This is a genomic window from Paenarthrobacter nitroguajacolicus (assembly GCF_031455195.1).
GTDB lineage: Bacteria > Actinomycetota > Actinomycetes > Actinomycetales > Micrococcaceae > Arthrobacter > Arthrobacter nitroguajacolicus_D.
Genome location: NZ_JAVDSH010000003.1, coordinates 70,813 through 93,132, shown reverse-complemented (window position 1 = coordinate 93,132; position 22,320 = coordinate 70,813). Strand labels below are relative to the sequence as shown.

The 22,320-nt window shown below is 64.8% G+C and carries 17 protein-coding genes; 13 read left to right on the top strand and 4 right to left on the bottom strand.

Features of this window, described 5'->3' with window-relative positions; all coding sequences use genetic code 11:
* Positions 1–116: 116 nt before the first annotated feature.
* The 10 genes from hemE (at position 117) to J2Y68_RS07725 (ending at position 11,406) form a co-directional block, all read left to right on the top strand.
* Complete coding sequence (gene hemE, locus J2Y68_RS07770; RefSeq protein WP_309991854.1) at positions 117–1,232, top strand: uroporphyrinogen decarboxylase; 1,116 nt, start codon at positions 117–119, stop codon at positions 1,230–1,232.
* A gap of 5 nt (positions 1,233–1,237) precedes the next feature.
* Complete coding sequence (hemG, locus tag J2Y68_RS07765; RefSeq protein ID WP_309991851.1) at positions 1,238–2,737, top strand: protoporphyrinogen oxidase; 1,500 nt, start codon at positions 1,238–1,240, stop codon at positions 2,735–2,737.
* A gap of 72 nt (positions 2,738–2,809) precedes the next feature.
* Complete coding sequence (hemQ, locus tag J2Y68_RS07760; RefSeq protein WP_309991848.1) at positions 2,810–3,511, top strand: hydrogen peroxide-dependent heme synthase; 702 nt, start codon at positions 2,810–2,812, stop codon at positions 3,509–3,511.
* Positions 3,508–4,731 (top strand): ferrochelatase, encoded by a 1,224-nt coding sequence (locus J2Y68_RS07755; protein WP_309991845.1) that lies wholly within the window; start codon positions 3,508–3,510, stop codon positions 4,729–4,731. Before hemQ ends, J2Y68_RS07755 begins: the two co-directional genes overlap by 4 nt.
* Positions 4,728–5,726 (top strand): hydroxymethylbilane synthase, encoded by a 999-nt coding sequence (gene hemC / locus J2Y68_RS07750; protein ID WP_309991843.1) that lies wholly within the window; start codon positions 4,728–4,730, stop codon positions 5,724–5,726. The genes J2Y68_RS07755 and hemC overlap by 4 nt, the downstream gene beginning before the upstream one ends.
* Positions 5,713–6,588, top strand: a complete 876-nt coding sequence (locus tag J2Y68_RS07745; RefSeq protein ID WP_309991840.1) for a uroporphyrinogen-III synthase — start codon at positions 5,713–5,715, stop codon at positions 6,586–6,588. Before hemC ends, J2Y68_RS07745 begins: the two co-directional genes overlap by 14 nt.
* Complete coding sequence (gene hemB, locus J2Y68_RS07740; RefSeq protein WP_211714246.1) at positions 6,585–7,565, top strand: porphobilinogen synthase; 981 nt, start codon at positions 6,585–6,587, stop codon at positions 7,563–7,565. The genes J2Y68_RS07745 and hemB overlap by 4 nt, the downstream gene beginning before the upstream one ends.
* Positions 7,565–8,644, top strand: coding sequence for an LLM class flavin-dependent oxidoreductase (locus tag J2Y68_RS07735; protein ID WP_309991836.1), 1,080 nt, complete (start codon positions 7,565–7,567; stop codon positions 8,642–8,644). Before hemB ends, J2Y68_RS07735 begins: the two co-directional genes overlap by 1 nt.
* A 43-nt stretch (positions 8,645–8,687) precedes the next feature.
* Positions 8,688–10,007, top strand: a complete 1,320-nt coding sequence (gene hemL, locus J2Y68_RS07730) for a glutamate-1-semialdehyde 2,1-aminomutase (RefSeq protein WP_309991834.1) — start codon at positions 8,688–8,690, stop codon at positions 10,005–10,007.
* 112 nt (positions 10,008–10,119) lie between these two features.
* Positions 10,120–11,406 carry a glycoside hydrolase family 3 N-terminal domain-containing protein gene (locus J2Y68_RS07725; protein ID WP_309991832.1) on the top strand — a complete coding sequence of 429 codons (1,287 nt, stop codon included), beginning with the start codon at positions 10,120–10,122 and terminating at the stop codon, positions 11,404–11,406.
* Between the two features lie 86 nt (positions 11,407–11,492).
* Here J2Y68_RS07725 and J2Y68_RS07720 read toward each other — a convergent pair whose 3' ends face one another.
* The 4 genes from J2Y68_RS07720 to J2Y68_RS07705 form a co-directional block, all read right to left on the bottom strand.
* On the bottom strand, positions 11,493–12,230 hold the full coding sequence (locus tag J2Y68_RS07720) for an amino acid ABC transporter ATP-binding protein (RefSeq protein WP_211714242.1): 738 nt from the start codon (positions 12,228–12,230) through the stop codon (positions 11,493–11,495).
* Entirely contained in the window at positions 12,227–12,991 is a 765-nt protein-coding gene (locus tag J2Y68_RS07715) for an amino acid ABC transporter permease (protein WP_211714241.1), read from the bottom strand. The genes J2Y68_RS07720 and J2Y68_RS07715 overlap by 4 nt, the downstream gene beginning before the upstream one ends.
* A gap of 12 nt (positions 12,992–13,003) precedes the next feature.
* Positions 13,004–13,954 (bottom strand): ABC transporter substrate-binding protein, encoded by a 951-nt coding sequence (locus tag J2Y68_RS07710; protein WP_309991829.1) that lies wholly within the window; start codon positions 13,952–13,954, stop codon positions 13,004–13,006.
* 340 nt (positions 13,955–14,294) lie between these two features.
* Positions 14,295–15,005 (bottom strand): 3'-5' exonuclease, encoded by a 711-nt coding sequence (locus tag J2Y68_RS07705; RefSeq protein WP_309991826.1) that lies wholly within the window; start codon positions 15,003–15,005, stop codon positions 14,295–14,297.
* Between the two features lie 66 nt (positions 15,006–15,071).
* Here J2Y68_RS07705 and J2Y68_RS07700 point away from each other — a divergent pair, with 66 nt between their 5' ends.
* From J2Y68_RS07700 to J2Y68_RS07690, 3 genes are read left to right on the top strand one after another with little or no spacing between them, the layout of a single operon-like run.
* A complete protein-coding gene (locus J2Y68_RS07700) occupies positions 15,072–15,488 on the top strand; it encodes an MGMT family protein (RefSeq protein WP_309991823.1) in 417 nt (138 codons plus the stop codon).
* On the top strand, positions 15,485–18,817 hold the full coding sequence (locus tag J2Y68_RS07695; protein ID WP_309991820.1) for an ATP-dependent helicase: 3,333 nt from the start codon (positions 15,485–15,487) through the stop codon (positions 18,815–18,817). Before J2Y68_RS07700 ends, J2Y68_RS07695 begins: the two co-directional genes overlap by 4 nt.
* On the top strand, positions 18,814–22,320 hold the full coding sequence (locus tag J2Y68_RS07690) for an ATP-dependent helicase (protein WP_309991817.1): 3,507 nt from the start codon (positions 18,814–18,816) through the stop codon (positions 22,318–22,320). Before J2Y68_RS07695 ends, J2Y68_RS07690 begins: the two co-directional genes overlap by 4 nt.

The following is a 22,320-nucleotide window of genomic DNA, read 5'->3' as shown; positions in this document are numbered from 1 at the left end:
TGGCGCCGTGGTGATCCACACGCTGACGCGTGATCCCCGCCATAGCGGCCCCCTTGGGGCGCGACGTGACAGCTTGTCGTTATCTTTTGCCCCGGATTTTCGGCACAATCGAAGGCATGACTTCTAGCTCGGCAGCATCCCAGAGTACGGCCTCCAACGCCCCGGCGGGAGCCCTCGGCCCCAACCACCCGCTGAAGGACGGCCGTACCCCGGACTCACCGCTGATCACGGCATACCGTGGCGGCAAGCCGTCACGCAGGCCTGTGTGGTTCATGCGCCAGGCTGGCCGCTCCCTTCCTGAGTACTTGAAGGTCCGCAAAGGCGTTGCCATGCTGGACTCGTGCCTGCGCCCCGAACTCGCCGCCGAGATCACGCTGCAGCCCGTCCGGCGCCATGACGTCGATGCCGCCATCTTCTTTTCGGACATTGTCATTCCCTTGAAGCTTGCAGGCGTCGGCGTGGACATCGTCCCCGGTGTGGGCCCGGTCCTGGACAAGCCCGTCCGCACGGCCGCCGATGTCGCCGCGCTTCCCACCCTGACATGGGAGGCGCTGGAGCCAATCCGTGAGGCCGTGCGCCTGACAGTCGCGGAACTGGGCAAGACTCCGCTGATCGGTTTCGCGGGTGCTCCGTTCACGCTCGCTGCCTACATGGTTGAGGGCAAGCCCTCCCGCGACCACCTCGGCCCGCGGACCATGATGCACGCCGACCCTGAGACGTGGAATGCCCTGGCCAACTGGGCCGCCGATACGTCGGGAATGTTCCTCCAGGCGCAGCTTGAAGCAGGCGCCTCGGCCGCGCAGCTCTTTGACTCCTGGGCAGGTTCCCTGGGCCTTGCCGACTACACCAAGTACGTAGCACCGGCCTCCGCCCGGGCGCTCGACCATGTCCGGGACCTCGGCGCTCCGTTGATCCACTTTGGCACGGGCACGTCCGAACTCCTGGTTGCCATGCACGATGTGGGGGTTGACGTGATGGGCGTGGACTACCGCCTTCCCCTTGATGAAGCGAACCGTCGCCTCGGCGGGACCGTTCCGCTGCAGGGCAACATCGATCCGGCACTGCTGTCCGCGCCATGGGATGTCCTTGAAGCGCACGTCCGCGAGGTCATTGCGGCCGGCTCGCACGCCCCGGGCCACGTCCTGAACCTCGGCCACGGCGTTCCTCCGGAGACGGATCCAACCGTCCTGACCCGAGTCGTGGAACTCATCCACTCGATTCCGGCAGAGTAGGGCCCATGCGCGGCGTACATCCAACGCCTACAGCCCTTCCGGCAGGACCACGTGCCGTGGTGGTGGGTGGTGGCGTCTCAGGGCTGCTGGCTGCGCGGGAACTCGCCATGGCCGGCATGTCGGTCACTGTCCTCGAGGCAACTGGCGCGTGGGGTGGTTGCGTGGGCAGCCATGTTGTTGCAGGGCTCCAACTGGACAGCGGCGCAGAGTCATATGCCACGAGGTCCTCGGCGGTAGCCGACCTTGCGCGGGAGCTCGGACTCGGCGACAGGATCGTAGCCCCGCACCCCGGTGGTGCCTGGGTGCAGTTGCCCGACGGCCCGCAGGAATTGCCTAAAACCGGGGTCCTCGGCATTCCGGCGAACCCGTGGGACCCAGAGGTCCGGCGTTCACTGGGTTTCTTCGGTGCGCTGCGGGCCTCCTGGGATCGTTGGTTGCCGGCGTCATTGGGAACGTCCTCGGATGTCACCAGTGTTGCCTCCCTTGTGCGGACCCGGATGGGCAGGAAGGTCCTGGAGCGGCTTGTTTCCCCGGTGGTAGGCGGTGTCCACTCCGCGGACCCCGCACTCCTGGACGTGGACATGGTTGCGCCGGGGCTGCGGGCCGGAATCCGAACGCACGGCTCGTTGTCGGCGGCCGTTGCAGCCCAACGCAAGGTTGCTGCGGTCCGCAGTGGCAAAGATGCAGCAGCCCAGCAGGGTGGCTCCGGGCTGGCCAAGGCGGGTTCCGCCGTCGCCGGTTTAGAGGGTGGCATGAACACCTTGGTGACGGCGTTGGTGGCGGACCTGCGCGGGCGGGGTGTGGACCTGCTCGCGGATACTGCCGCAACGGACGTCGCGAAGACCGCTGCCGGTTGGCGCGTCACCGCCGGCGATTCCACGTACGACGCCGACCATCTGGTAGTAGCGCTCGACGGCCCGTCGGCGGTGGCATTGCTGGAAAAGTCACTGCCGGCATTGTCCGGTCTGCGTCCGGCACCAGGACCCTTGGTGAGCCTGGTGACGATGGTGGTGGACGTGCCCGAACTTGATCGACGACCCCGCGGAACCGGCATCCTGGTGGCGCCACAGACCCCAGGGATCACGGCGAAGGCGCTGACGCACGCCACGGCTAAATGGGATTGGCTTGCTGGGGAAGCCGGTCCTGGAACCCACGTGCTGCGGCTGTCCTATGGTCGACGCGAGGATGCCGGTGGATCCCCGGATGTGGTCCTCGATGACGAATCCCTCCTCTCGGCGGCCTTGGCTGATGCCTCGCAGTTGTTGACGGTGCCGGTATCCCGTGCGGATGTTGTGGATTGGGATGTGGTGCGCTGGGCAGGTGCCCTGCCGTTCGCCGCCGTCGGTCATAAACAGCGCGTGGCGCACGTCCGTGAGGTATGCGCCGCTGCTGAGGGGCTGACTGTGGTCGGGGGGTGGTTGGCCGGTAATGGCTTGGCGGCCGTCGTGGCGGATACACGGAAGCAACTTGGCCAAGCTGTCAAGGATGGGCCCGCTTTTGCGTGATTTACATCACTTCTACGCTCTGTAGAACTGATCCGTTTCGACTTAGCGGCTGGCACGGGGCAAACTTGAACCATGAGCCACACTTCTGCCGAATCTGTCACTAAAACTGCTGGAACCGACGAGCAGTTCTTCACGCTTTGGACCGTCTTCAAGCGCTCGGCCGACGTCCTGCGCAGCGGCGATGCTGTCCAGGAATTCGAAGCGCTGACCGAAACGCTCGCCGATGGCGGCGTGGTCCTTCGCGGTAGCTATGACGTGTCGGCAATGCGCTCGGACGCCGACATCATGGTGTGGCTCCACGGCGCCAAGCCGGAGGACCTGCAGTCCGCCGTCCGCTCCATCCGCCGCAGCAAGCTGTTCGCAGGAACGGAGATTGTCTGGTCCGCCATGGGCGTGCACCGCGAGGCCGAGTTCGCCAAGAGCCACGTGCCCGCGTACGCCCGAGGCGTCGAGCCCAGCACCTGGCTCTGCGTCTACCCGTTCGTCCGCTCCTACGAGTGGTACATCCTGCCGGCCGAAGAGCGCGGCGCCATGCTCCGCGAACACGGTTTGCTGGGCCGCGAATTCCCGCAGGTCATCTCCAACACCGTCTCCTCGTTCGCGCTGGGGGACTGGGAATGGATCCTTGGACTCGAGGCACCGGAACTGGTGGATCTGGTTGACCTGATGCGCCACCTGCGCGACAGCGAAGCCCGCAACCACGTCCGTGAAGAAATCCCGTTCTACACCGGCCGCCGCGTCAGCGCCGCCGAGATTGCTGAGGTCCTGGCATGAGCGAGTTCCCCATTTCCACCGAACCCAACAGCGTGACCGAGCGTGGCCGCCAGGAACCCAAGCAGTACGACGCCGTCCTGCTGGCTTCCTTTGGTGGACCCGAAGGCCAGGAAGACGTCATTCCCTTCCTGCGCAACGTCACCCGCGGGCGTGGGATCCCGGACGAGCGGTTGGAAGAGGTGTCGCACCACTACCGCGCATTCGGTGGCATCAGCCCCATCAACCAGCAGAACCGCGAGCTGAAGGCAGCGATCGAAGCGGAGCTGGCACAACGCGGGATCGAGTTGCCCGTCCTTTGGGGCAACCGTAACTGGGACCCCTACATCGCCCCCGTTTTGCAGGACGCTTACGACGCCGGCCACCGCCGGATCCTGATGCTCACCACCAGCATCTACTCCTGTTACTCCAGCTGCCGCCAGTACCGCGAAGACATCGGCGTTGCCCTGACCGAAACCGGCCTGGACGGCAAGCTCGAGGTCGACAAGATCCGCCAGTACTTCGACCACCCCGGGGTAGTCCAGCCCTTCCTTGAGGGAACCGCCGCCGGTCTGGAAGAGATCCGCGGGAAGCTGGCTGCTGCCGGAGAAGCCGATCCGGACTCGAAGATCCGTGTCCTGTTCGCTACCCACTCCATCCCCACCCGCGATGCCGAGGCCGCCGGTCGTTCCGACGATGAGCCGCGCGAGTTCGCCGAAGGATCAGCCTACGCGGCCCAGCACCTTGCCAACGCCAAGGCCATCATGGACACCGTGGCACCCAACGTTGCTTGGGACCTCGTGTACCAGTCACGCTCGGGCGCACCGCACATTCCCTGGCTGGAACCGGACATCAACGACCACCTTGAGGAGATCGCTCCTGAAGGTGTCCGGGGCGTTGTCATTGTGCCCCTGGGTTTCGTCAGCGACCACATGGAAGTTGCCTGGGACCTTGACACGGAAGCACTGGAAACGTGCAAGAACCTCAACATCGAGGCCACACGCGTTCCCACTCCGGGCACGCATGCAGCTTTCGTTTCCGGCCTCGTGGACCTCATTTGCGAACGTACCGTGGAGAACAACATCGCCGATCGTCCGCATGTCACCGACCTCGGACCGTGGTACGACGTGTGCCGCCCCAACTGCTGCGAGAACTTCCGCGGTGCCAAGCCCGTCATTGCCGAAGTGGGTACCCGCGTTGGCATCGGCCACGACGCGTACGCCGCGTCGGAGGCCGCCAAGTGACCGTCCGCATTGGCACCAGGGCCAGCAAGCTGGCCCTGACTCAAACGCAGCAGACTGCCGATAAGCTGGCTGCTGTCGGCGGCTTCCCGGTAGACCTCGTGCACATCCGGACCGAGGGCGACGTCAAGACCGGTTCCCTCTCCCAAATGGGCGGCACGGGCGTGTTCGTGGCGGCACTTCGGGATGCGTTGCTGGCTGACACCTGCGATGTTGCCGTGCATTCCTTGAAGGACCTGCCCACAGGGGCGGCCCTTGGCCTGAGTATCGCTGCGACGCCAAAGCGCGTTGACGTGCGGGATGTCCTCTGCGCGCGCGACGGCATGACTCTCGCGGACCTGCCGGGCGGGGCGAAAGTGGGCACAGGCTCACCCCGCCGTGCAGCCCAGCTTCGGGCCGCGCGCCCGGACATCGAGGTCCTCGATATTCGAGGCAATGTGGACACCCGCCTCGGCAGGGTCCCGGGCCTCCCGGGAAACACCACGTCCGAGGTTGTTCCCGGTAAGTCATGCGACCTCGACGCCGTGGTGCTCGCCGCTGCCGGCCTGGAGCGAATGGGCCGGCTGGACACCGTCAGCGAGTTCTTCGAAACCGACGTCATGCTGCCCGCGCCGGGGCAGGGGGCGCTGGCCATCGAATGCCGGACGGAAGATGCTCCGCGCCAGGCAGGCACGACGGAGGGCTCCAACGCCGTGTTGGCCCAAGCGCTTGCCGCGTTGAACGACGACGACACGCGCCTTGCAGTCGCAGCCGAGCGAGCGGTCCTGGCCAGGCTTGAGGCCGGTTGCGCGGCTCCTGTTGGGGCCTTTGCCTTCCGCAAGGGGAGCATGCTTCACCTGGAGGCTGCTGTGTGCTCAGTGGACGGCACCAAGACCGTGCGCGAGAAAAAGGCCACCGACGGCCTGACCGAAGTGGGAGCCACCCTGCTGGGCATCGAGGTAGCTGAGTTATTGCTCGCTGCCGGTGCCGCGGAGATTGCGGACCTTGCCGCATCCTAAGCCCCTGGAACCAAAGGCCCTGGCTGGCCGGCGCATCCTGCTTGCCAGGACCGCCGACCGCGCCCGGGCTTTGGCTTCGCTCCTTACCGGAGCTGGCGCGGAGCCTGTAGTGCTTCCACTGATCGACTTTGAACGGGCCGAAGACCAGTCGCCCTTGGATGCCGCTGTTGACCGGTTGTCAGCGGGAGGTTTCGACTGGCTGGTGGTCAGCAGCATCACCACCGTGCGGGTCCTCCTGGAGCAGGCTGCCGAACGCGGTGTCGCCCTTGCCCATCTGGTCCCGGCCGGCACCAGGGTGGCTACCATTGGCGAGTCCTCAAGGCGGGCTCTGGAATCCGTTGGACTCGCAGTAGCGCTGGCCCCAACCGAGGCACAGTCGGCCGAGGGCCTCCTTGGCCTCTGGACAGCGGCGCCCGCGCAGGTCTTCCTGCCCCAGGCCGATATCGCCGCACCGGGCCTCCGTGAAGGCCTGGCCGCCAAGGGCGCCGATGTCACCGCCGTGACCGCCTATCACACGGTTGATTACCCGGCCCGCACTGAGCGTCGCCTGACGGCGGAACTGCCGTCCGCCGTCGTGGTTCAAGACCACGCGCCGCGGATGGTGAGCCCCGCGGAAGCGCGTGAGGCCTTCGATGCCGGGACGATGGACGCAGTGGTGCTCGCCTCGCCCAGCGGCGCACGGCGCATCGCCAGGGACTTTCCGGAACTGGGCCGCTGCCAGGTCATCGCGATTGGACGTCCGACGGCGGCGGCAGCCTCCCAGCTCGGACTCACCGTTGCTGCCACCGCCAAAGAACCAACACCGGACGGCATCGTGGCCGCCCTGGAATCTGTTTTCGCCAACGAAGGGAACCCGCAATGAGCTTTCCAAACCATCGTCCCCGCCGCTTGCGCACAACTCCCGCCATGCGCAGGCTGACCGCCGAGAATCGGCTGGCCCCCGCAGACCTGATCCTCCCGGCCTTCATCCGGGAGGGCCTTACCGAACCGAGTCCCATCAGCTCCATGCCGGGCGTCGTCCAGCACACTACCGACTCCCTGAAGCGCGCTGCCGCCGAGGCCGTGCAGCTGGGTGTGGGCGGCATCATGCTCTTCGGCGTACCCGCAGTACGTGACGCGCAGGGCACTGCTTCCCTTGACCCTGACGGTGTCCTGAACAAGGCAATCCGCGACGTCAAAGCCGAAGTCGGTGACGACCTGGTGATCATGGGCGATGTTTGCCTGGACGAGTTCACCGACCACGGCCACTGCGGTGTACTGGACGCCGAGGGCTACGTGGACAATGACGCCACGTTGGAGATCTACGGCCAGATGGCGGTGGCCCAAGCTGATGCCGGCGCGCACGTCCTGGGCCCGTCGGGCATGATGGACGGCCAGATCGCCGTCATCAGGCAAGCGCTGGAGGAATCCGGCCACAAGAACACCGCAGTCCTGGCGTACGCAGCCAAGTATGCGTCCGCTTTCTACGGCCCGTTCCGTGAAGCCGTTGATTCCCAGCTGAAGGGTGACCGCCGGACCTACCAGATGGACGCGGCCAACCGTCGCGAAGCCATCCTCGAAGTTGAGCTGGACCTGGAGGAAGGGGCGGACATGGTCATGGTAAAGCCGGCCATGAGCTACCTGGACATTCTTGCCGACGTCGCAGCCATGAGCCCGGTACCCGTCTCGGCCTACCAAATTTCAGGCGAGTACGCCATGATCGAAGCGGCTGCCGCCAATGGCTGGATTGACAGGCGTGGTGCCATCACCGAGTCCGTGCTGGGGATCAAGCGGGCCGGCGCCGATACCGTACTGACCTACTGGGCCTCCGAACTGGCAGGCTGGCTGAAGGAGTCCTGATGACCTCCCTTTCCTCCGACCCCACCGCGCCGTTAGCGGCCAACCAGATCCTGCTCGGGCTGAACACCTTCGGCGACGCAGGACTCGACGCCGACGGCAATCCCAAGGAACACGCGCAAGTCCTGAGGGAGCTGCTCGAAGAAGCAAAACTGGCCGACGCCGTCGGCATCCACGCTTTTGGCGTCGGTGAGCACCACCGCCGTGATTTTGCCGTGTCCGCACCGGAGGTTTTCCTCGCCGCGGCGGCGGCCGTGACGTCCCGGATCCGACTCGGCTCGGCTGTCACGGTGCTGAGCTCAGATGATCCCATCAGGGTGTTCCAACGGTTCGCGACGGTGGATGCGATATCGGATGGCAGAGCCGAAGTGATGCTCGGAAGGGGCTCCTTCGTGGAGTCCTTCCCGCTGTTCGGCCTGGACCTGGCCGATTACGAGGTCCTCTTCGAGGAAAAGCTCGAGCTGTTCGACAAAGTACGGGCGCAGAAACCCGTCCATTGGGAAGGGCGCACGCGGCCCAACGTCAGCGGGCTCCAGGTGTACCCGAAACTGCAGCACCATCTGTTGCCCGCATGGATCGGCGTCGGCGGAACACCCGAATCAGTCCTGCGCTGCGCTGAATACGGATACCCGATCATTTTCGCCATCATCGGGGGAGAGCCCCGCCGCTTTGGGCCTTTGGTGAATCTCTACCGCGAGGCCATGGGGAAATACGGCCATCCGATGCGCCAGATCGCAACACACTCACCGGGTTTCATCGCCGATACCGACGAGGCCGCCCGCGAAGAACTCTTCCCGCACTGGCTTGAGCAGCGCAACAGGATCGGCGCCGAGCGCGGCTGGGGCCCGGGCAACAGGGGCGAATTCGATGCGATGTGCGGACCCGAAGGCGCGCTCTACGTTGGCTCTCCAGAAACCGTGGCGCAGAAGATCGCCCTGCTGAAGCGGAACCTCGGAGTGGACCGCTTCGACCTCAAATACAGCAATGGGACGTTGCCGCACCAGTCCATGATGCGCTGCATTGAGCTCTATGGGACACAGGTGGCCCCACGGGTCGCTGAGCTGCTTGCCGGAGCCTCGTAGGCGACGGCTCTGGCTCTGATGAATCACTGAAAGAATAGGAACCATGACTTCAAACACCCCCGTCTCCGATCAGCTCTTCGACCGCGCCCGGTCCCTTATGCCCGGTGGCGTGAACTCCCCGGTCCGTGCCTTCGGATCCGTGGGTGGAAACCCGAAGTTCATGGTTTCGGCCAAGGGTGCCTACCTCACGGATGCAGACGGCAAGGAATACGTTGACCTCGTGTGCTCCTGGGGGCCCGCCTTGCTGGGCCATGCCCACCCGGCCGTCCTCGACGCCGTCCACGCGGCCGTGGACCGTGGCCTTTCCTTCGGTGCTTCCACCCCGGATGAAGCCAACCTGGCCGCCATCGTCAAGGAACGTGTCTCCGCCGTCGAACGCCTGCGGATGGTGTCCACCGGCACTGAAGCAACCATGACTGCTGTACGCCTGGCCCGCGGCTACACCGGCCGCAACCTGATCATCAAGTTCGCCGGCTGCTACCACGGCCACCTCGATGGACTGCTCGCCGCGGCCGGTTCGGGCGTCGCCACTTTGGCATTGCCTGGCTCGGCAGGTGTTACCGAAGCTACTGCGGCGGAAACCCTGGTGCTGCCCTACAACGACCTCGCCGCGGTCGAAGCTGCCTTTGCCGCCCATGGCGAAAACATCGCGGCCGTCATCACTGAAGCGGCTCCGGCCAACATGGGTGTCGTCACCCCGGGGGAGGGCTTCAACGCCGGCCTTTCCCGGATCACGAAGGAACACGGTGCTCTGCTCATCCTCGACGAAGTCCTTACTGGATTCCGCACTGGCTATGCCGGCTACTGGGGTCTGACCGGCCGGCAGGAAGGCTGGGCGCCGGACCTTCTCACTTTCGGCAAGGTCATCGGTGGCGGTATGCCGACGGCGGCACTTGGCGGGCGTGCCGATGTCATGGACTACCTCGCTCCGGTTGGTCCGGTCTACCAAGCCGGAACGTTGTCCGGGAACCCGGTGGCCATGGCCGCCGGCGTCGCCACGCTGACGAACGCGACGCCTGAGGTCTATGCCCACGTTGATGCCCGTTCGCTGGAGCTTTCAGCGGCCCTCTCGTCCGCCCTGGACGCCGCCGGAGTAGACCACTCCATCCAGAGGGCAGGGAACCTGTTCTCCGTCGCGTTCGGCACCTCCGCCCAAGGCGTACACAACTACGACGACGCCCAAGCCCAGGAATCGTTCCGCTACGCGCCGTTCTTCCACTCCATGCTGGACTCCGGTGTCTATCTTCCGCCGTCCGTATTCGAAGCCTGGTTCCTGTCTGCAGCCCACGACGACGCAGCAATGAGCCGGATCTTCGACGCACTCCCGGCAGCTGCAAGAGCTGCTGCGGCCGCCTCGGCCTGACCCGGTCACCGTGCCCCGGGGAGCTGCCCTACGTAGCTCCCCGGGGCATTGTTGTACCTGCACGGGGTAGGCTCGTATTGGAAACCCAACCCCAACGAATTAACGGTTTACCATGCGCAAGACCCAGACAATTGCATCCCTCGGAATGAGCATCGCGGCGGCTGGAGCTTTTCTCGTCATGGCGTCCGGCTGCTCTGCAGGCAGCGGCGGTTCCGCCCAGACCCCGGCGGAGGCGCCGCCGTCGGCCTTTTCTTCCCCGTCATCAGCCGCTCCGGTCCCCAGCACCGCAGCACCGACGCCATCCGCACCGTCTTCTGCTCCAGCGGCTCCTGCTCCAGCCCCAACGCCGACCACGAGCGCCCCATCCGCGGCTGAACAGCAGCTGGCCACGTTGGACGTGGAACAGCGTGTTGGACAGTTGTTCATGGTCGCTGCCAAGGCCACCGGCGTGGAGCCTGCAACCATGGAAGCGCTGAACAGCTATCACGTGGGCAACGTGTACTTGAGCGGACGCAGCAAAGCCGGAACGGCGCCGGTAACGTCGGTGGTGTCATCGTTGACCAGCACGGTCTCCGCTGCCACCACCGGTGGTTTGCCACTGTCGGTTGCCACAGACCAGGAGGGAGGTTTTGTGCAGGTCCTGTCCGGTCCAGGTTTCTCGCAGATGCCCACAGCGCTGGTGCAGGCCGGAGCTGGGCCTGCCAAGCTCCGCGCAGATGCCGCTGCCTGGGGCAAGGAGCTACGCAGCGTTGGCGTCAACGTGAACCTGGCCCCCGTCCTTGATACCGTCACGAGTCCCGAATTTGCGCCGTCCAACGCCCCGATCGGGCACTTCCAGCGTGAGTACGGCTTCACACCCCACGACGTTTCGGTGCTGGGCAATGCCTTCGCCGACGGCATGAAGGATGCCGGCGTCGCTCCAGTGGTGAAACACTACCCGGGCTTGGGCCGCGTGGTTCCGAACACCGACGTGAGCAGCGAGGTCCGCGATACTGCCACCACCCGTTATGATCCCGCCCTGGAGCCGTTCCAGGCGGCCATCAAAGGTGGCGCCCGGTGGGTCATGGTCTCAAATGCTTACTACGACAAGATCGATCCCGCCAACATCGCACCGTTTTCGCCGACCATCATGGAGACTATGCTGCGTACCGACGCCGGGTTCACGGGAATCGTCGTGTCGGATGACCTCTGCAGCGCCGCGCAGTTGAAAGCATGGACGGATGCGGACCGGGCACTGAATTTCTTTGCCGCCGGGGGAACCATGCTGGTGTGCGCCGACCCTTCCAGCATCCCCGCCATGCACCAGGCTGTAGTGAAGAAGGCCCAAACGGATCCGGCCTTCCGTGCCAAGGTGGACGCCGCCGCGCTGACCGTACTGCGGGTCAAGGCCGGCCAGTAGCTTCTGGTTCCCAACGCACGAAACCCCGCCTCGCGCTGCCCCGAAGGGGGCATGCAAGGCGGGGTTTCTTGTTGCTTGGGTAGCTTCTAGAGGACGTCTGAAAGGAAGCCCTGAAGGCGCTCCGTGCGCGGATCCGTGAACAGCTGTTCCGGCGGACCCGACTCCACAACAACACCGGCATCCATGAAGGTCACCACATCGGAAACGTTGCGGGAGAAGCCCATCTCGTGGGTCACCACCACCATGGTCATGCCACCCTTGGCCAAGTCAGTCATGAGGGCCAGGACGCCCTTGACGAGCTCCGGGTCCAACGCAGATGTTGCCTCGTCGAAGAACATCACCTCCGGCTTCATGGCCAGCGCGCGGGCAATAGCCACACGCTGCTGCTGGCCACCTGAGAGGTTGGCTGGCCGGGAGTCCGCTTTGTGCTTCAAACCCACCAAGTCCAGCTGGTTCAGGGCCTCGTCCCGCGCCTGCTCCTTGGACATGCCACGGAGTTTGCGCAGTGCCAGCGAGATGTTCTCGGCCACCGTCTTGTGCGGGAACAGGTTGAACTGCTGGAAGACCATGCCGATCCGGCGGCGCAGCTCATCAGGGTTGTCCTTGAGAACCGAGCGCCCGTCAAGCAAGATGTCGCCCTGGTCCGGCTCGATGAGCCGGTTCATGACGCGAAGCAGCGTCGACTTGCCCGAACCTGAAGGACCAATCACCGAGGCGGTGGTGCCCTTCTCGACGTGCAGGTCGATGCCACGCAGGACGTGGTTGCTGCCGAAGGACAAGTGGATGTTCTTGGCCGTCAATGTGCCTGAAACGAATTCACTCATGCTTGGGCTCCTTTTCCAACGACGGCTGCTGCTTCGTCCGGTTCTTTCTTCTCCGGACGGCCGGTCCGCATCCGGCCATCAATCCAGTTCACGAAGTGGGTGAGCGGAATGGTCAGTGCCAGGTAGAAGATGGCGGCAGCTACATAGGGGGACAGGTTGCCTGTATTGGCCGCCGCGTCCTTGCCGATCTGGAAGATCTCACGCTCAGTTGCCAAGAGGCCCAACATGAAGACCAGCGACGATTCCTTGATCAACGCGATGAACTGGTTGACCAGGGCCGGGAGCACGCGGCGAATACCCTGTGGGACCACTACCAGGCGCATGGAGGAACCGTAGCTGAACCCGAGGGCACGGGTGGCCTCAAGCTGGCCCTTGTCCACGCTCTGGATACCGGACCGGAAGATCTCACCGATGTAGGCACCCGACATCAGGGACAGCGCCGCGATCGCCATGGGGTACGGGCTGGTTGAGCCCGTGAGTTCACGGATGATCGGGCCGAAACCGAACCCGATCACCAGGATGGTCAGCACCGGTGGAAGCCCGCGGAGAATGTCAGTGTAGATGCGGGCTATCCACCGTGCCGCTGCGTTCCGGGAAATCCCCATGAGGGCGAGCAGCATCCCGAGCGCTGTCCCGATGACGCCGGAGACGACAGCCAGCACGATGGTGTTGGGCAAGCCGACGGCGAACATCTTGGGAAGGACTTCGCCTATCGCCTTCCAGTCAAAGAAGCTTTCGGCCAGTTGGTTGAGGATATCCATGGAACGTCCGGGTTACTTTGCGGGGATCTGGACGGCCTTGCTGCCCGGCTTCCAGCCCTGGGGGGTCTGCTCGGCAGCAGTCGGACGGTCCTTGTACCACTCGGCCGTGAGCTTGGTCCAGGTGCCATCGGCGATGACAGCGTCCAGGCCGGAGTTCAGGGCATCGATCAGGGGCTTGTTGTCCTTGTTCACTGCGTACGCGGTGAAGTTCTGGGTGTTGACAACCTTTTCGGCGATCTTGGTGTTGTCGCCTTCCTTGACCTGGCCCTCTGCCTGCTGTGACGGAGCCACCCAAGCGTCGATCTGGCCGTTCTTTACGTTGCCGTAGACCGTGTTGTAGTCAGGGAAACGGACAGGCTCGATCTTCAGGGTGTTGGTCATGTAGTCATCCTGGACGGTGCCCTGGACAACGCCGATGCGCAGGCCTTCCTTGATGTCGGCGAAGCCGGTCACCTTGGAATCCTTCTTGGTCACGACGGCCATGTAGCCAAAGTCGTAACCGTTGGTGAACCCGACTGTCTTGCGGCGGGCGTCCGTGGTGGAGATCGAGGAGGATCCGACGTCGAACTGCTTGTTGCCCACCTGGGAGAGCAGCGCTGAGAAGTCAGTCGAGGCGAACTCGACCTTCAGGCCCAGCTTGTCGCCGATGGCGCGGAGCAGCTCATTGTCGTAGCCGGTGAACTTACCGGAAGGATCAATGAAGATGTTGGGCGGGGCGTCCGAGAGGGTGCCGACTCGAAGGGTGCCGTCAGTGATGAGGCCAAGCTTGGACTTGTCGATCTTGTCCAAGGGGGTGACGTCAGCGGTGGTGAAGGAGTCGAGGCTCTTCTGGTCGCTGCCGGCGAGGGCGTCGGTGGGGGTGCCGCTCGGGGTGGAGGTTCCACCGCCGCATGCTGCCAGGGAGATCACCAGGGCTGCGGCCACTGGGGCGACAGACAGCCACTTAGGGGCTTTGAATTTCATGAAGAAAATCACTTTCATCGGGTCACGGAGACGTATCGCGTTGGGCGGGGAACACGGCAGCGAAACGAAAGTTGGCTGCCCTAGCAGACTTCAACCCGCCAAACTTAATTATGTCACCAGGGCACCAACGCATAGTGAATCGAATAAGTGGTTGCTTACCCTCGATTTATTCGAATAAAGTTCCCCGGGGAGACCACATCGACGATGGGGTATTCAGGGGGCTGGCCCTCTCGTGGAATCCACGCACGACCGGGCCCCTGGTGGAGGTTCCCGAAGTCCCTTGTGACTTGCGTCGCAGAACGTCATCCGCGAAGGACGGTTCCGCGTACGTACCTTGCGGTTAGAAGCCTCCCCGGCTGGCGTCCTCGGGCGGTAGGACAGGCCATTCACCCTCGATAACGGCTGTCGGCTTGCTGCGGCGGAGATACTGCTGGAAGTCAGCAGCCTGCGATGCCGCCCAGTCCACCTGCAACTGGTGGAGTGTGGACGCGGGCATCTGCAGCTTGGGAAACTTGCCGGCCATGGCGTCCAGCACGCGGAGCGTCGCGAGCGCATCTGCCGCGGAAGTGTGCGCATTGGTGAGGTCCACCCCATATTCCTCGCACAGCGCCGTCAGCGTTCGCTTGCCCTTGCGGTAACGGTCCACCTGTTTGTTCATGACGTAGGGGTCCAGGACGGGGAAGCGGCTCAGTTGCGGAACGCCGTAGCGGGCGGACTCGGCCGCCAGCACAGTGAAATCGTAACTCGCATTGAAAGCAATCACCGGGGTGCCGTCGTCGAACAGCCGCTGCAATACTTCCGCCACCTCCCGGGTGACCTCGGCCGCAGGGCGGCCCTCTGCGCGCGCCTTCTCGGTGGAAATTCCGTGAACTTCGCTGGCCTCGAGGGGGATCTCGACGCCGGGATCCGCCAGCCATTCATGCTCCGCGATGAGCTCCCCGCGTTCATCCACCACCGTGATGGATGCGGTGACTATCCGCGCGGACCGGGAGTTCTTCCCAGTGGTCTCGAGGTCGAACGCGGCGCGGGAGAGGGTGTTCCAGGAACTCATGTCTTCAAGCTACCGGCTGGCTCCGACACTATTTGGGCACGACACTCCTGCCGTTACGCTGAACACATGCGGATGGAGTATGTGACAGCGGTGCTGGCCGTTGTGGACCTCGTTCCGTCCGGTTCGGCAGTGTCCTACGGGGATGTGGCCGAGCTTCTGGGCGCGGGTGGCCCACGGCAGGTCGGCTCCGTCATGAGCCATTACGGCAGCCCCGTAGCGTGGTGGAGGGTGCTGCGGGCGAGTGGCGAGGCGCCTGCCGGGCACGAATCCGATGCCCTGCGGCACTACCTGGCAGAGTCCACCCCGCTGCACGGCGCGTACCAAGCATTCATGCTGACGGGCGAGGGCCGTTGGCGCGTGGACCTGGCTGCCGCGCGCTGGGCGCCCACGGACGCGGAATTTGACCAACTTGATGTGATCTCGGACCAGTTGGAGCGTCAACTCCATATTTTGTCGGTGCCCGATGATGAAATGACTGTGTGACCGCGACAAGTACCAAACCCCGCAAAGCTTCGGCCGCACTCCGTCTGCTGCCGCCGCGCGAAACCCACTACGCGGCACCATTTCTATCCCCGGACCAGCAAGCAGTGGTTTCGCTTCCGCAAGGAAGTGGACCCGTCCTTGTTCCCGGGGGTCCGGGAACGGGCAAGTCCACAGTGCTCGTAGAATCTGCTGTCCGCCGCGTCCGCGAGGATGGCTTGGACCCCGGAAGCATCCTCATCCTTGCCCCGGCACGGCATGCGGCGGCAGGCCTGCGTGACACCTTCACGGGGCGGTTGGACCGAAGCCTCAGTACGACGCCGGCACGGACGTGGGCTTCCTATGCCTTCGATGTCATCCGGCGCGCCAAGGCAGAAGGCGTCCTTCCGCTGGCGCGGCCACCAAAGCTCCTGTCCGGGCCCGAACAGGACCTCATCATCAAAGAGCTACTGGAGGGCCACTCACGTCCGGGGTTCCATCTGCCCTGGCCGGAGGACCTCACGGCCGCCCTTCCCACGCGCGGTTTCCGCCACGAGATCCGCCAGTTGTTCGACCGCATCATCGAATCGGGCCGAACAGCCGAGGACCTGGTTGGCCTGGCCTATGAGTGTGGCCGGCCGGATTGGATGGCGGCGGCGGAGCTGTACAGCGAGTACAGGGATGTCCTGGACCTGCGAATGCCCGAGGCCTTCGACCCCGCCGGAATCATCACCACCGCACGCCAGATTTTTCAGGATTCGCCGTCGTTCCTGGCCGCCGAACGCGAACGCCTCCAGCTCATCCTCGTGGACGATGCCCAGGAATCCAACCCTGCCGTGTTCGAGCTCCTCGCCGATGTGGCAGAGGGCAAGGATGTTGTGGTGGCCTATTCGCCGGATACCGTCGTGCAGGGTTTCCGGGGTGCGCGTCCGGACCTCGTTGCGGAGTTGCCATCCCTGTTGGGCGGCGTCAACCGGGAGGTACTTGAACTTCCCCTCTGGGTCACGCACCGCCACACGCCGGCGGTAGCCGAAGCCTGGACGCGGGTCGCCGCCCGCATTTCACAGCGTTCCGGCGGTCAGCTCGCCCGACGAATGGAACAACCGCCACTGTCAGAATCCGGGGAGGTCACATCCGCGGGGGAGGGCCGCGTTGAAGGGCACGTTCTTCCCTCTGCCGTCCACGAGATGCGCTACGTGGCCCAACGCATCCTGGAAGCGCAGCTCCGGGAGGGGCGGGAGTTCAGCGATGTCGCGGTGATTGTTCGCAACGGCGGGCAGATTTCGCAGTTGCAGCGCTATCTGGGCGGCCAGGGTATCCCCGTGCGCGTCCCTGTGGCCGACTCCGCCGTCCGCGACGAAGTCGCCGTACGTCCTCTTTTGGAGGTCTTCGCCATCGTCCTGGACCCTGCCAAGTTGACCCCCGAGACAGCGGTTTCCCTTCTGACGTCGCGGATTGGTGGCGCCAGCGCTATCGAACTGCGCAGGCTGCGGCAGTCGCTGCGCCGCGAGGAACTGCTGGGCGGCGGTGGGAGGTCCAGCGACGCTTTGCTCGTGGAGGCGCTGCTCCAGCCAGGGGCCTTGGCATCGCTGGGCATCGAGGGCGGTTCGGCGCGCCGGCTGGCACGAATGTTCGCTGCGGGGGCCGCAGCCGCTGCGCAGCCCGGGGCCAACGCCGAGTCCGTTCTCTGGGCCCTATGGCAGGCCACCGGGTTGTCCTCCCGTTGGGCGGACGCAGCGCTTGAAGGCGGCACCGCCGGGGCGCGTGCGGACCGGGACTTGGATGCCATGATGGCCCTGTTCCATACGGCAGAACGGTTCGTGGACCAGTTGCCGGGCTCCGGTCCCGAACAGTTCCTCGAGTACTTGATGAACCAGGAACTTCCCATGGACACCCTCGCGGCCCGTGCCCAGCTTGAGGCCTGCGTTGAGATCATGACACCGGCCAGCGCTGCAGGCAGGGAATGGCCGGTGGTGATCGTTGCCGGTCTCCAGGAAGGTGTTTGGCCCAACACCCGGTTGCGCGGCGAACTGCTCGGCAGCACCGTGTACGCCGACGCTGTGGAGCATGGAGTGGACTACGCCCTGAGACGAGGACCCCTGAGCCGACTCCGCGACATCCGCTACGACGAACTGAGGAGTTTTTCGACTGCAGTATCGCGTGCCCGCGAGGTCCTCATTTGCACCGCTGTATCTTCTGAAGACGAGCAGCCCTCGGCCTTCCTGGACTACGTGGCGCCACTGGGCGGGGGCGAGTACCGGCGCGATTACACGCCCGTGGACCGTCCCATGACCCTGCGTGCGCTCGTCGCGGAGTTGCGGCAGCATGCGCAGTCAGGCGAGTCCGGTCCCGGCGGGCCGGAAGCCGGGCGGGAGGCTGCGCGGATACTGGCCCGTCTTGCCAGCACCGAGCCCCCTGTCCCAGGCGCGGACCCGGACACCTGGTGGGGCCTGGCCCCGCTGAGCTCCGAAGCGGCCGTGGTGCCGCCCGGGGGCACAGTGTCCGTTTCACCCTCGAAAGTCGAAGCCGTCCACAAGTCTCCCCTTGATTGGTTTGTCCAGGCCGCAGGAGGAGAGGCTGCCACGGATTTCGCGCGCAGCCTGGGAACCCTTGTGCACAGCATCGCCCAGGAGCTCCCCGAGGCGTCCGGTTCCGAGTACGTGGCAGAGCTTGTCAGGCGCTGGCCCACCCTTGGCATGAAAGACAACTGGGAGGGAAAGCTCGACTTCCAGCGGGCTGAGCTCATGGTCCGAAAGCTGGCCCAGTATGTGCTCCTCATGCGCAGTGATGGAAGGAGCCTGCTGGCGGTCGAGCATGACTTTGAAGTCCAGCTGCCCGATGTCCACGTGGATGCCGTTGACTCTGGCGAACCAGGGGCAGCGAACTCGCGGCACGCGGTACTCCGCGGCCAGGTGGATCGTTTGGAGATCGATTCCGAGGGCCGGCTGGTCATCGTGGACCTCAAGACCGGAAAACGCCAGCCCGGTAAAGCCGAAGTGGCCAGGCACCCCCAACTGGGGGCATATCAGGCCGCAGTCCTTCAAGGTGCCTTCCGGGACGCCGGAACCGGCACGGAAACGCCCGACGCCGGAGCAGTTGACGGCACTGTCCCCGGGGGAGCCGTGCTGGCCCACCTCGGAACCAAGGCCAAGAGCCCCGCCGTGCAACAGCAGGAGCCCCTGGACCCTGCCGATAACTGGGCTGGGGGCCTGGTCAATGAGGCTGCTGCGTTGATGGCTGCGGCGACGTTCGAAGCCCGGCACGACCCCAGCAAGGGCGGTCATGGTGGCCATGGTTGCCGCCTCCCCGATATCTGCCCGTTGTGCGCCAGAGGAAAGCAGGTCACCGAATGACAATCGAGCTCCTGGATGGTTCTGCCTCCAGCACTCCTGGCGCGGAGGACGTTCCTGAGCCCCGGTTCACACCATCCCAACTGGCTGACATCCTGGGTGAGAAGAACCACCCCACGGACGAGCAATCAGCCATCATTGCCTCCTCCCTTGCACCGCGCCTGGTGATCGCTGGAGCCGGTTCCGGCAAGACCGCCACCATGGCGGACCGCGTGGTGTGGCTGGTGGCAAACGGCTGGGTGCGCCCGGAGGAAGTCCTTGGCGTGACTTTCACCCGGAAGGCCGCAGGGGAGCTTGCCAGCCGCATCCGGACCAAGCTGGCCACACTGCAGCGGATTGCCGCCGAAGACGATGGCAGCGTCGGGTTCCCGGAAGGGCTGATGGGTGCCGATGACCTCGAACCCAAGGTCTCCACCTACCACTCCTACGCAAGCGGCATCGTCTCCGACTACGGCCTGAGGTTGGGCATTGAACGCGACGTCGTCCTGCTGGGCGGCGCCCAGTCCTGGCAGCTCGCCAGTGAAGTCGTGGAGGCTTACGACGGCGACTACGAACACTTCACCGCAGCCAAGTCAACCCTGGTCAATGCCGTCATCCAGCTGGCGGGGGAGTGTGCCGAACACCTTCAGGATCCGGCCGCTGTCAGGGAGTGGGTCCTTGAACGCGTCCACGCGTTCGAAGAGCTTCCGTACGTAGCGGGTGCGAAGAAGAACCCCACCCAGGCTGCAGGCGAGCTGGCGTCGATGCTCCGGACGCGTGCCAGCGTCGCGGACATGGTGGTCCGGTACCAGGATGCAAAGCGACAGCGGGGTGTCCTCGATTTCGGTGACCTTGTGGCGCTCGCCGCCAGGATTGCCAGCGACATCCCCCTTGCTGCCACCACCGAACGTGCCCGTTACAAGGTGGTGCTGCTGGACGAATTCCAAGACACCTCCCATGCCCAGCTCGTCCTGTTCTCCCGTTTGTTCGGACAGGGCCATGCTGTCACCGCGGTGGGCGACCCCAACCAATCGATCTATGGCTTCCGGGGTGCTTCGGCGGGCCAGCTCTTCCATTTTGTGCAGGAGTTTCCCGTCAAGGACTTTGACGGGGCAGGAGGCACTGAGACGTACTCCGTGGCTCCCACGTCGTACTTGACCACTGCCTGGCGCAACGGCCGGAACATCCTGGAGGCGGCCAACACCATAGCCTCGCCCCTGAACAAGGCCGCGGGGACGGATGGGCCGGCAGGGGAGAGGGAATCAGCCACCACCGTCTCGGTCCCGGCACTGGTTCCCAGCCCGGCGGCGGCTGACGGGAGCGTCGTGATCGGGCGTTTCAGCACCGATGAGGACGAAGCCGCCGTCATCGCCCGCGATGTCCGGCGCTACCAGCGGACCGTCTTCGAAGAGGAGAAGGATGGTACGCCCGTCCGTCCCACGATGGCCGTGTTGTGCCGCAGGCGCGCCCAGATGGAGTGCCTTCGTCGTGAGTTCGAGCTGCAAGGAATCCCCTACGAGATCGTGGGCCTGGGAGGCTTGCTGGACACGCCGGAGATCGTGGACCTGGTGGCCACCCTCCGGGTCCTGGCAGACCCGGGACGTTCTGATGCCCTGATGAGGTTGCTGGCCGGTGCACGTTGGCGCATTGGTCCGGCGGACTTGATGGCTTTCAGCGATTGGTCGCGTTCTCTGGCCCGTCGCCGGTCTGCCCCCGCTTCCAACCCCGACGCCCTCGATGCCAATGAGGAGCCTGCCGCGGTGGTGGTTGAAAGCGACATCACCGACGCTGCGAGTCTGGTGGAGGCACTGGACTTCCTGCCCAAGCCCGGCTGGACGTCCGGGCACGGAAGAAGCTTGAGCGAGGCCGCCTTGGAACGCCTGGCCAGGCTCGCCTCGGAACTTCGCTTCCTCAGGAGCTACATCGGCGACGACCTCACCACGCTCCTCGGAGAAGTGGAACGGGCCATGCTCCTCGATATCGAAGTGGCCGCCAAACCAGGTATCAGCATTCACCAGGCGCGCCGCAACCTGGATGCGTTCCAGGACGCTGCGGCCGGGTTCCTGCAGACGTCGCAGCGTATCGACCTGTTGGCTTTCCTGTCCTGGCTGGAGGCGGCGGCATCAGAGGAGGGCGGATTGGACGTCGCCCCGGTGGAGACCAACAGGGAAGCCGTTCAGTTGCTGACCGTCCATGCCTCCAAGGGTCTGGAGTGGGACGTTGTCTTTGTTCCCGGGCTCAACGCCGGCTCGTTCCCCAGCAACCGGGATTCCCGATGGAGCAGCGGAGCTGCAGCATTGCCGTGGCCGTTGCGTGGGGACCGCGCCGACCTTCCCCAGTGGGACCTTGACCAGCCTGACCAGAAGGGGTGGCTGGACGCAGAGAAGGATTTCAAGTCCGAGGTCCAGCATCACGGCGAGGCAGAGGAACGCAGGCTGGCATATGTGGCCTACACCCGGGCGAAATTCGTCCTGTGGGCCTCCAGCGCAGCCTGGAATGGTTCACGCTCGGGGATGGCCTCGATGTCGGGTTTCCTTTCAGAACTGGCACCGCTCGCCGGGTTGGAAGGAGACGGCGCAGAGCCGGGACATTCCCCCAGGAATGGGCGGGCGGTCATCCATCCGGAATCCGTAGCTGAGGAAGTCCTGCCGGAGGAAAGCCCGTTGACCGCGACCCTTGAGGTAGCCCGGTTTCCCTATGATCCTTTGGAAGGCCCGTCCGATCCCAGGACCGGCGCGCGTCTCAGGCTGGTTCCAGGGCGTCGGGCTGCCATGGACCAGGCGGCGGCTTTGGTTCGCGAGTTCATCGAACGCCCCAGCCCTGGTGTCGCCCCCGATGAATTGAGTGGCGTTGCCGGAAAGTGGTCCGAGGAAGCCGAACTCCTGCTGGACCGCCAGCGGATGCGTACCTCAGTCCAGGATGTCCACCTGCCCAGCCACATCTCTGCTTCCCTTTTCGTGGACCTCGGTGCTGACCCAGCGGCTGTCCTGTCCCAGCTCCGCAGGCCCGTGCCCCGGGAGCCTGGCATCTCTGCCCGTAAGGGTACGGCGTTCCATGCATGGGTGGAGGAGTACTTCGGGACAACTGGCATGCTCGACCTTGACGAAGCGCCGGGCTCCGACGCCCACATCGACGCGGCCTACGGCCTGGACGACATGGTGTCGGCGTTCAAAAAGTCAGAGTGGGCCCATCGTGCCCCCGCATTCGTGGAAGTTCCCGTGGAAACCCGCATTGGCGACGTCGTGGTCCGCGGACGTATCGACGCTGTCTTCCGTGACCCGGACGGGCGTTGGCAGCTCATCGACTGGAAGACCGGCCGCCGGCCCTCCGGCCAACAGCTGGCTTCGCGTGCAGTTCAGCTCGCCGTGTACCGGCTCGCTTGGGCACTGCTGCAAGGGGTGCCCCTCGACGACGTCAGTGCCGCGTTCTACTACGTGGTTGACGACTCCGTGGTGAGGCCCCATGATCTGGGCACAGCCGAAGAACTGGAGGAGATCATTGCGCGCGCGTTGAAGAACAGCGACTGA

Coding starts and splice junctions, on each gene's coding strand:
- hemE (WP_309991854.1), top strand. CDS start 117: ATGACTTCTAGCTCGGCAGCATCCCAGAGTACGGCCTCCAACGCCCCG.
- hemG (WP_309991851.1), top strand. CDS start 1,238: ATGCGCGGCGTACATCCAACGCCTACAGCCCTTCCGGCAGGACCACGT.
- hemQ (WP_309991848.1), top strand. CDS start 2,810: ATGAGCCACACTTCTGCCGAATCTGTCACTAAAACTGCTGGAACCGAC.
- J2Y68_RS07755 (WP_309991845.1), top strand. CDS start 3,508: ATGAGCGAGTTCCCCATTTCCACCGAACCCAACAGCGTGACCGAGCGT.
- hemB (WP_211714246.1), top strand. CDS start 6,585: ATGAGCTTTCCAAACCATCGTCCCCGCCGCTTGCGCACAACTCCCGCC.
- J2Y68_RS07735 (WP_309991836.1), top strand. CDS start 7,565: ATGACCTCCCTTTCCTCCGACCCCACCGCGCCGTTAGCGGCCAACCAG.
- hemL (WP_309991834.1), top strand. CDS start 8,688: ATGACTTCAAACACCCCCGTCTCCGATCAGCTCTTCGACCGCGCCCGG.
- J2Y68_RS07725 (WP_309991832.1), top strand. CDS start 10,120: ATGCGCAAGACCCAGACAATTGCATCCCTCGGAATGAGCATCGCGGCG.
- J2Y68_RS07720 (WP_211714242.1), bottom strand. CDS start 12,230: ATGAGTGAATTCGTTTCAGGCACATTGACGGCCAAGAACATCCACTTG.
- J2Y68_RS07715 (WP_211714241.1), bottom strand. CDS start 12,991: ATGGATATCCTCAACCAACTGGCCGAAAGCTTCTTTGACTGGAAGGCG.
- J2Y68_RS07710 (WP_309991829.1), bottom strand. CDS start 13,954: ATGAAATTCAAAGCCCCTAAGTGGCTGTCTGTCGCCCCAGTGGCCGCA.
- J2Y68_RS07705 (WP_309991826.1), bottom strand. CDS start 15,005: ATGAGTTCCTGGAACACCCTCTCCCGCGCCGCGTTCGACCTCGAGACC.
- J2Y68_RS07700 (WP_309991823.1), top strand. CDS start 15,072: ATGCGGATGGAGTATGTGACAGCGGTGCTGGCCGTTGTGGACCTCGTT.
- J2Y68_RS07690 (WP_309991817.1), top strand. CDS start 18,814: ATGACAATCGAGCTCCTGGATGGTTCTGCCTCCAGCACTCCTGGCGCG.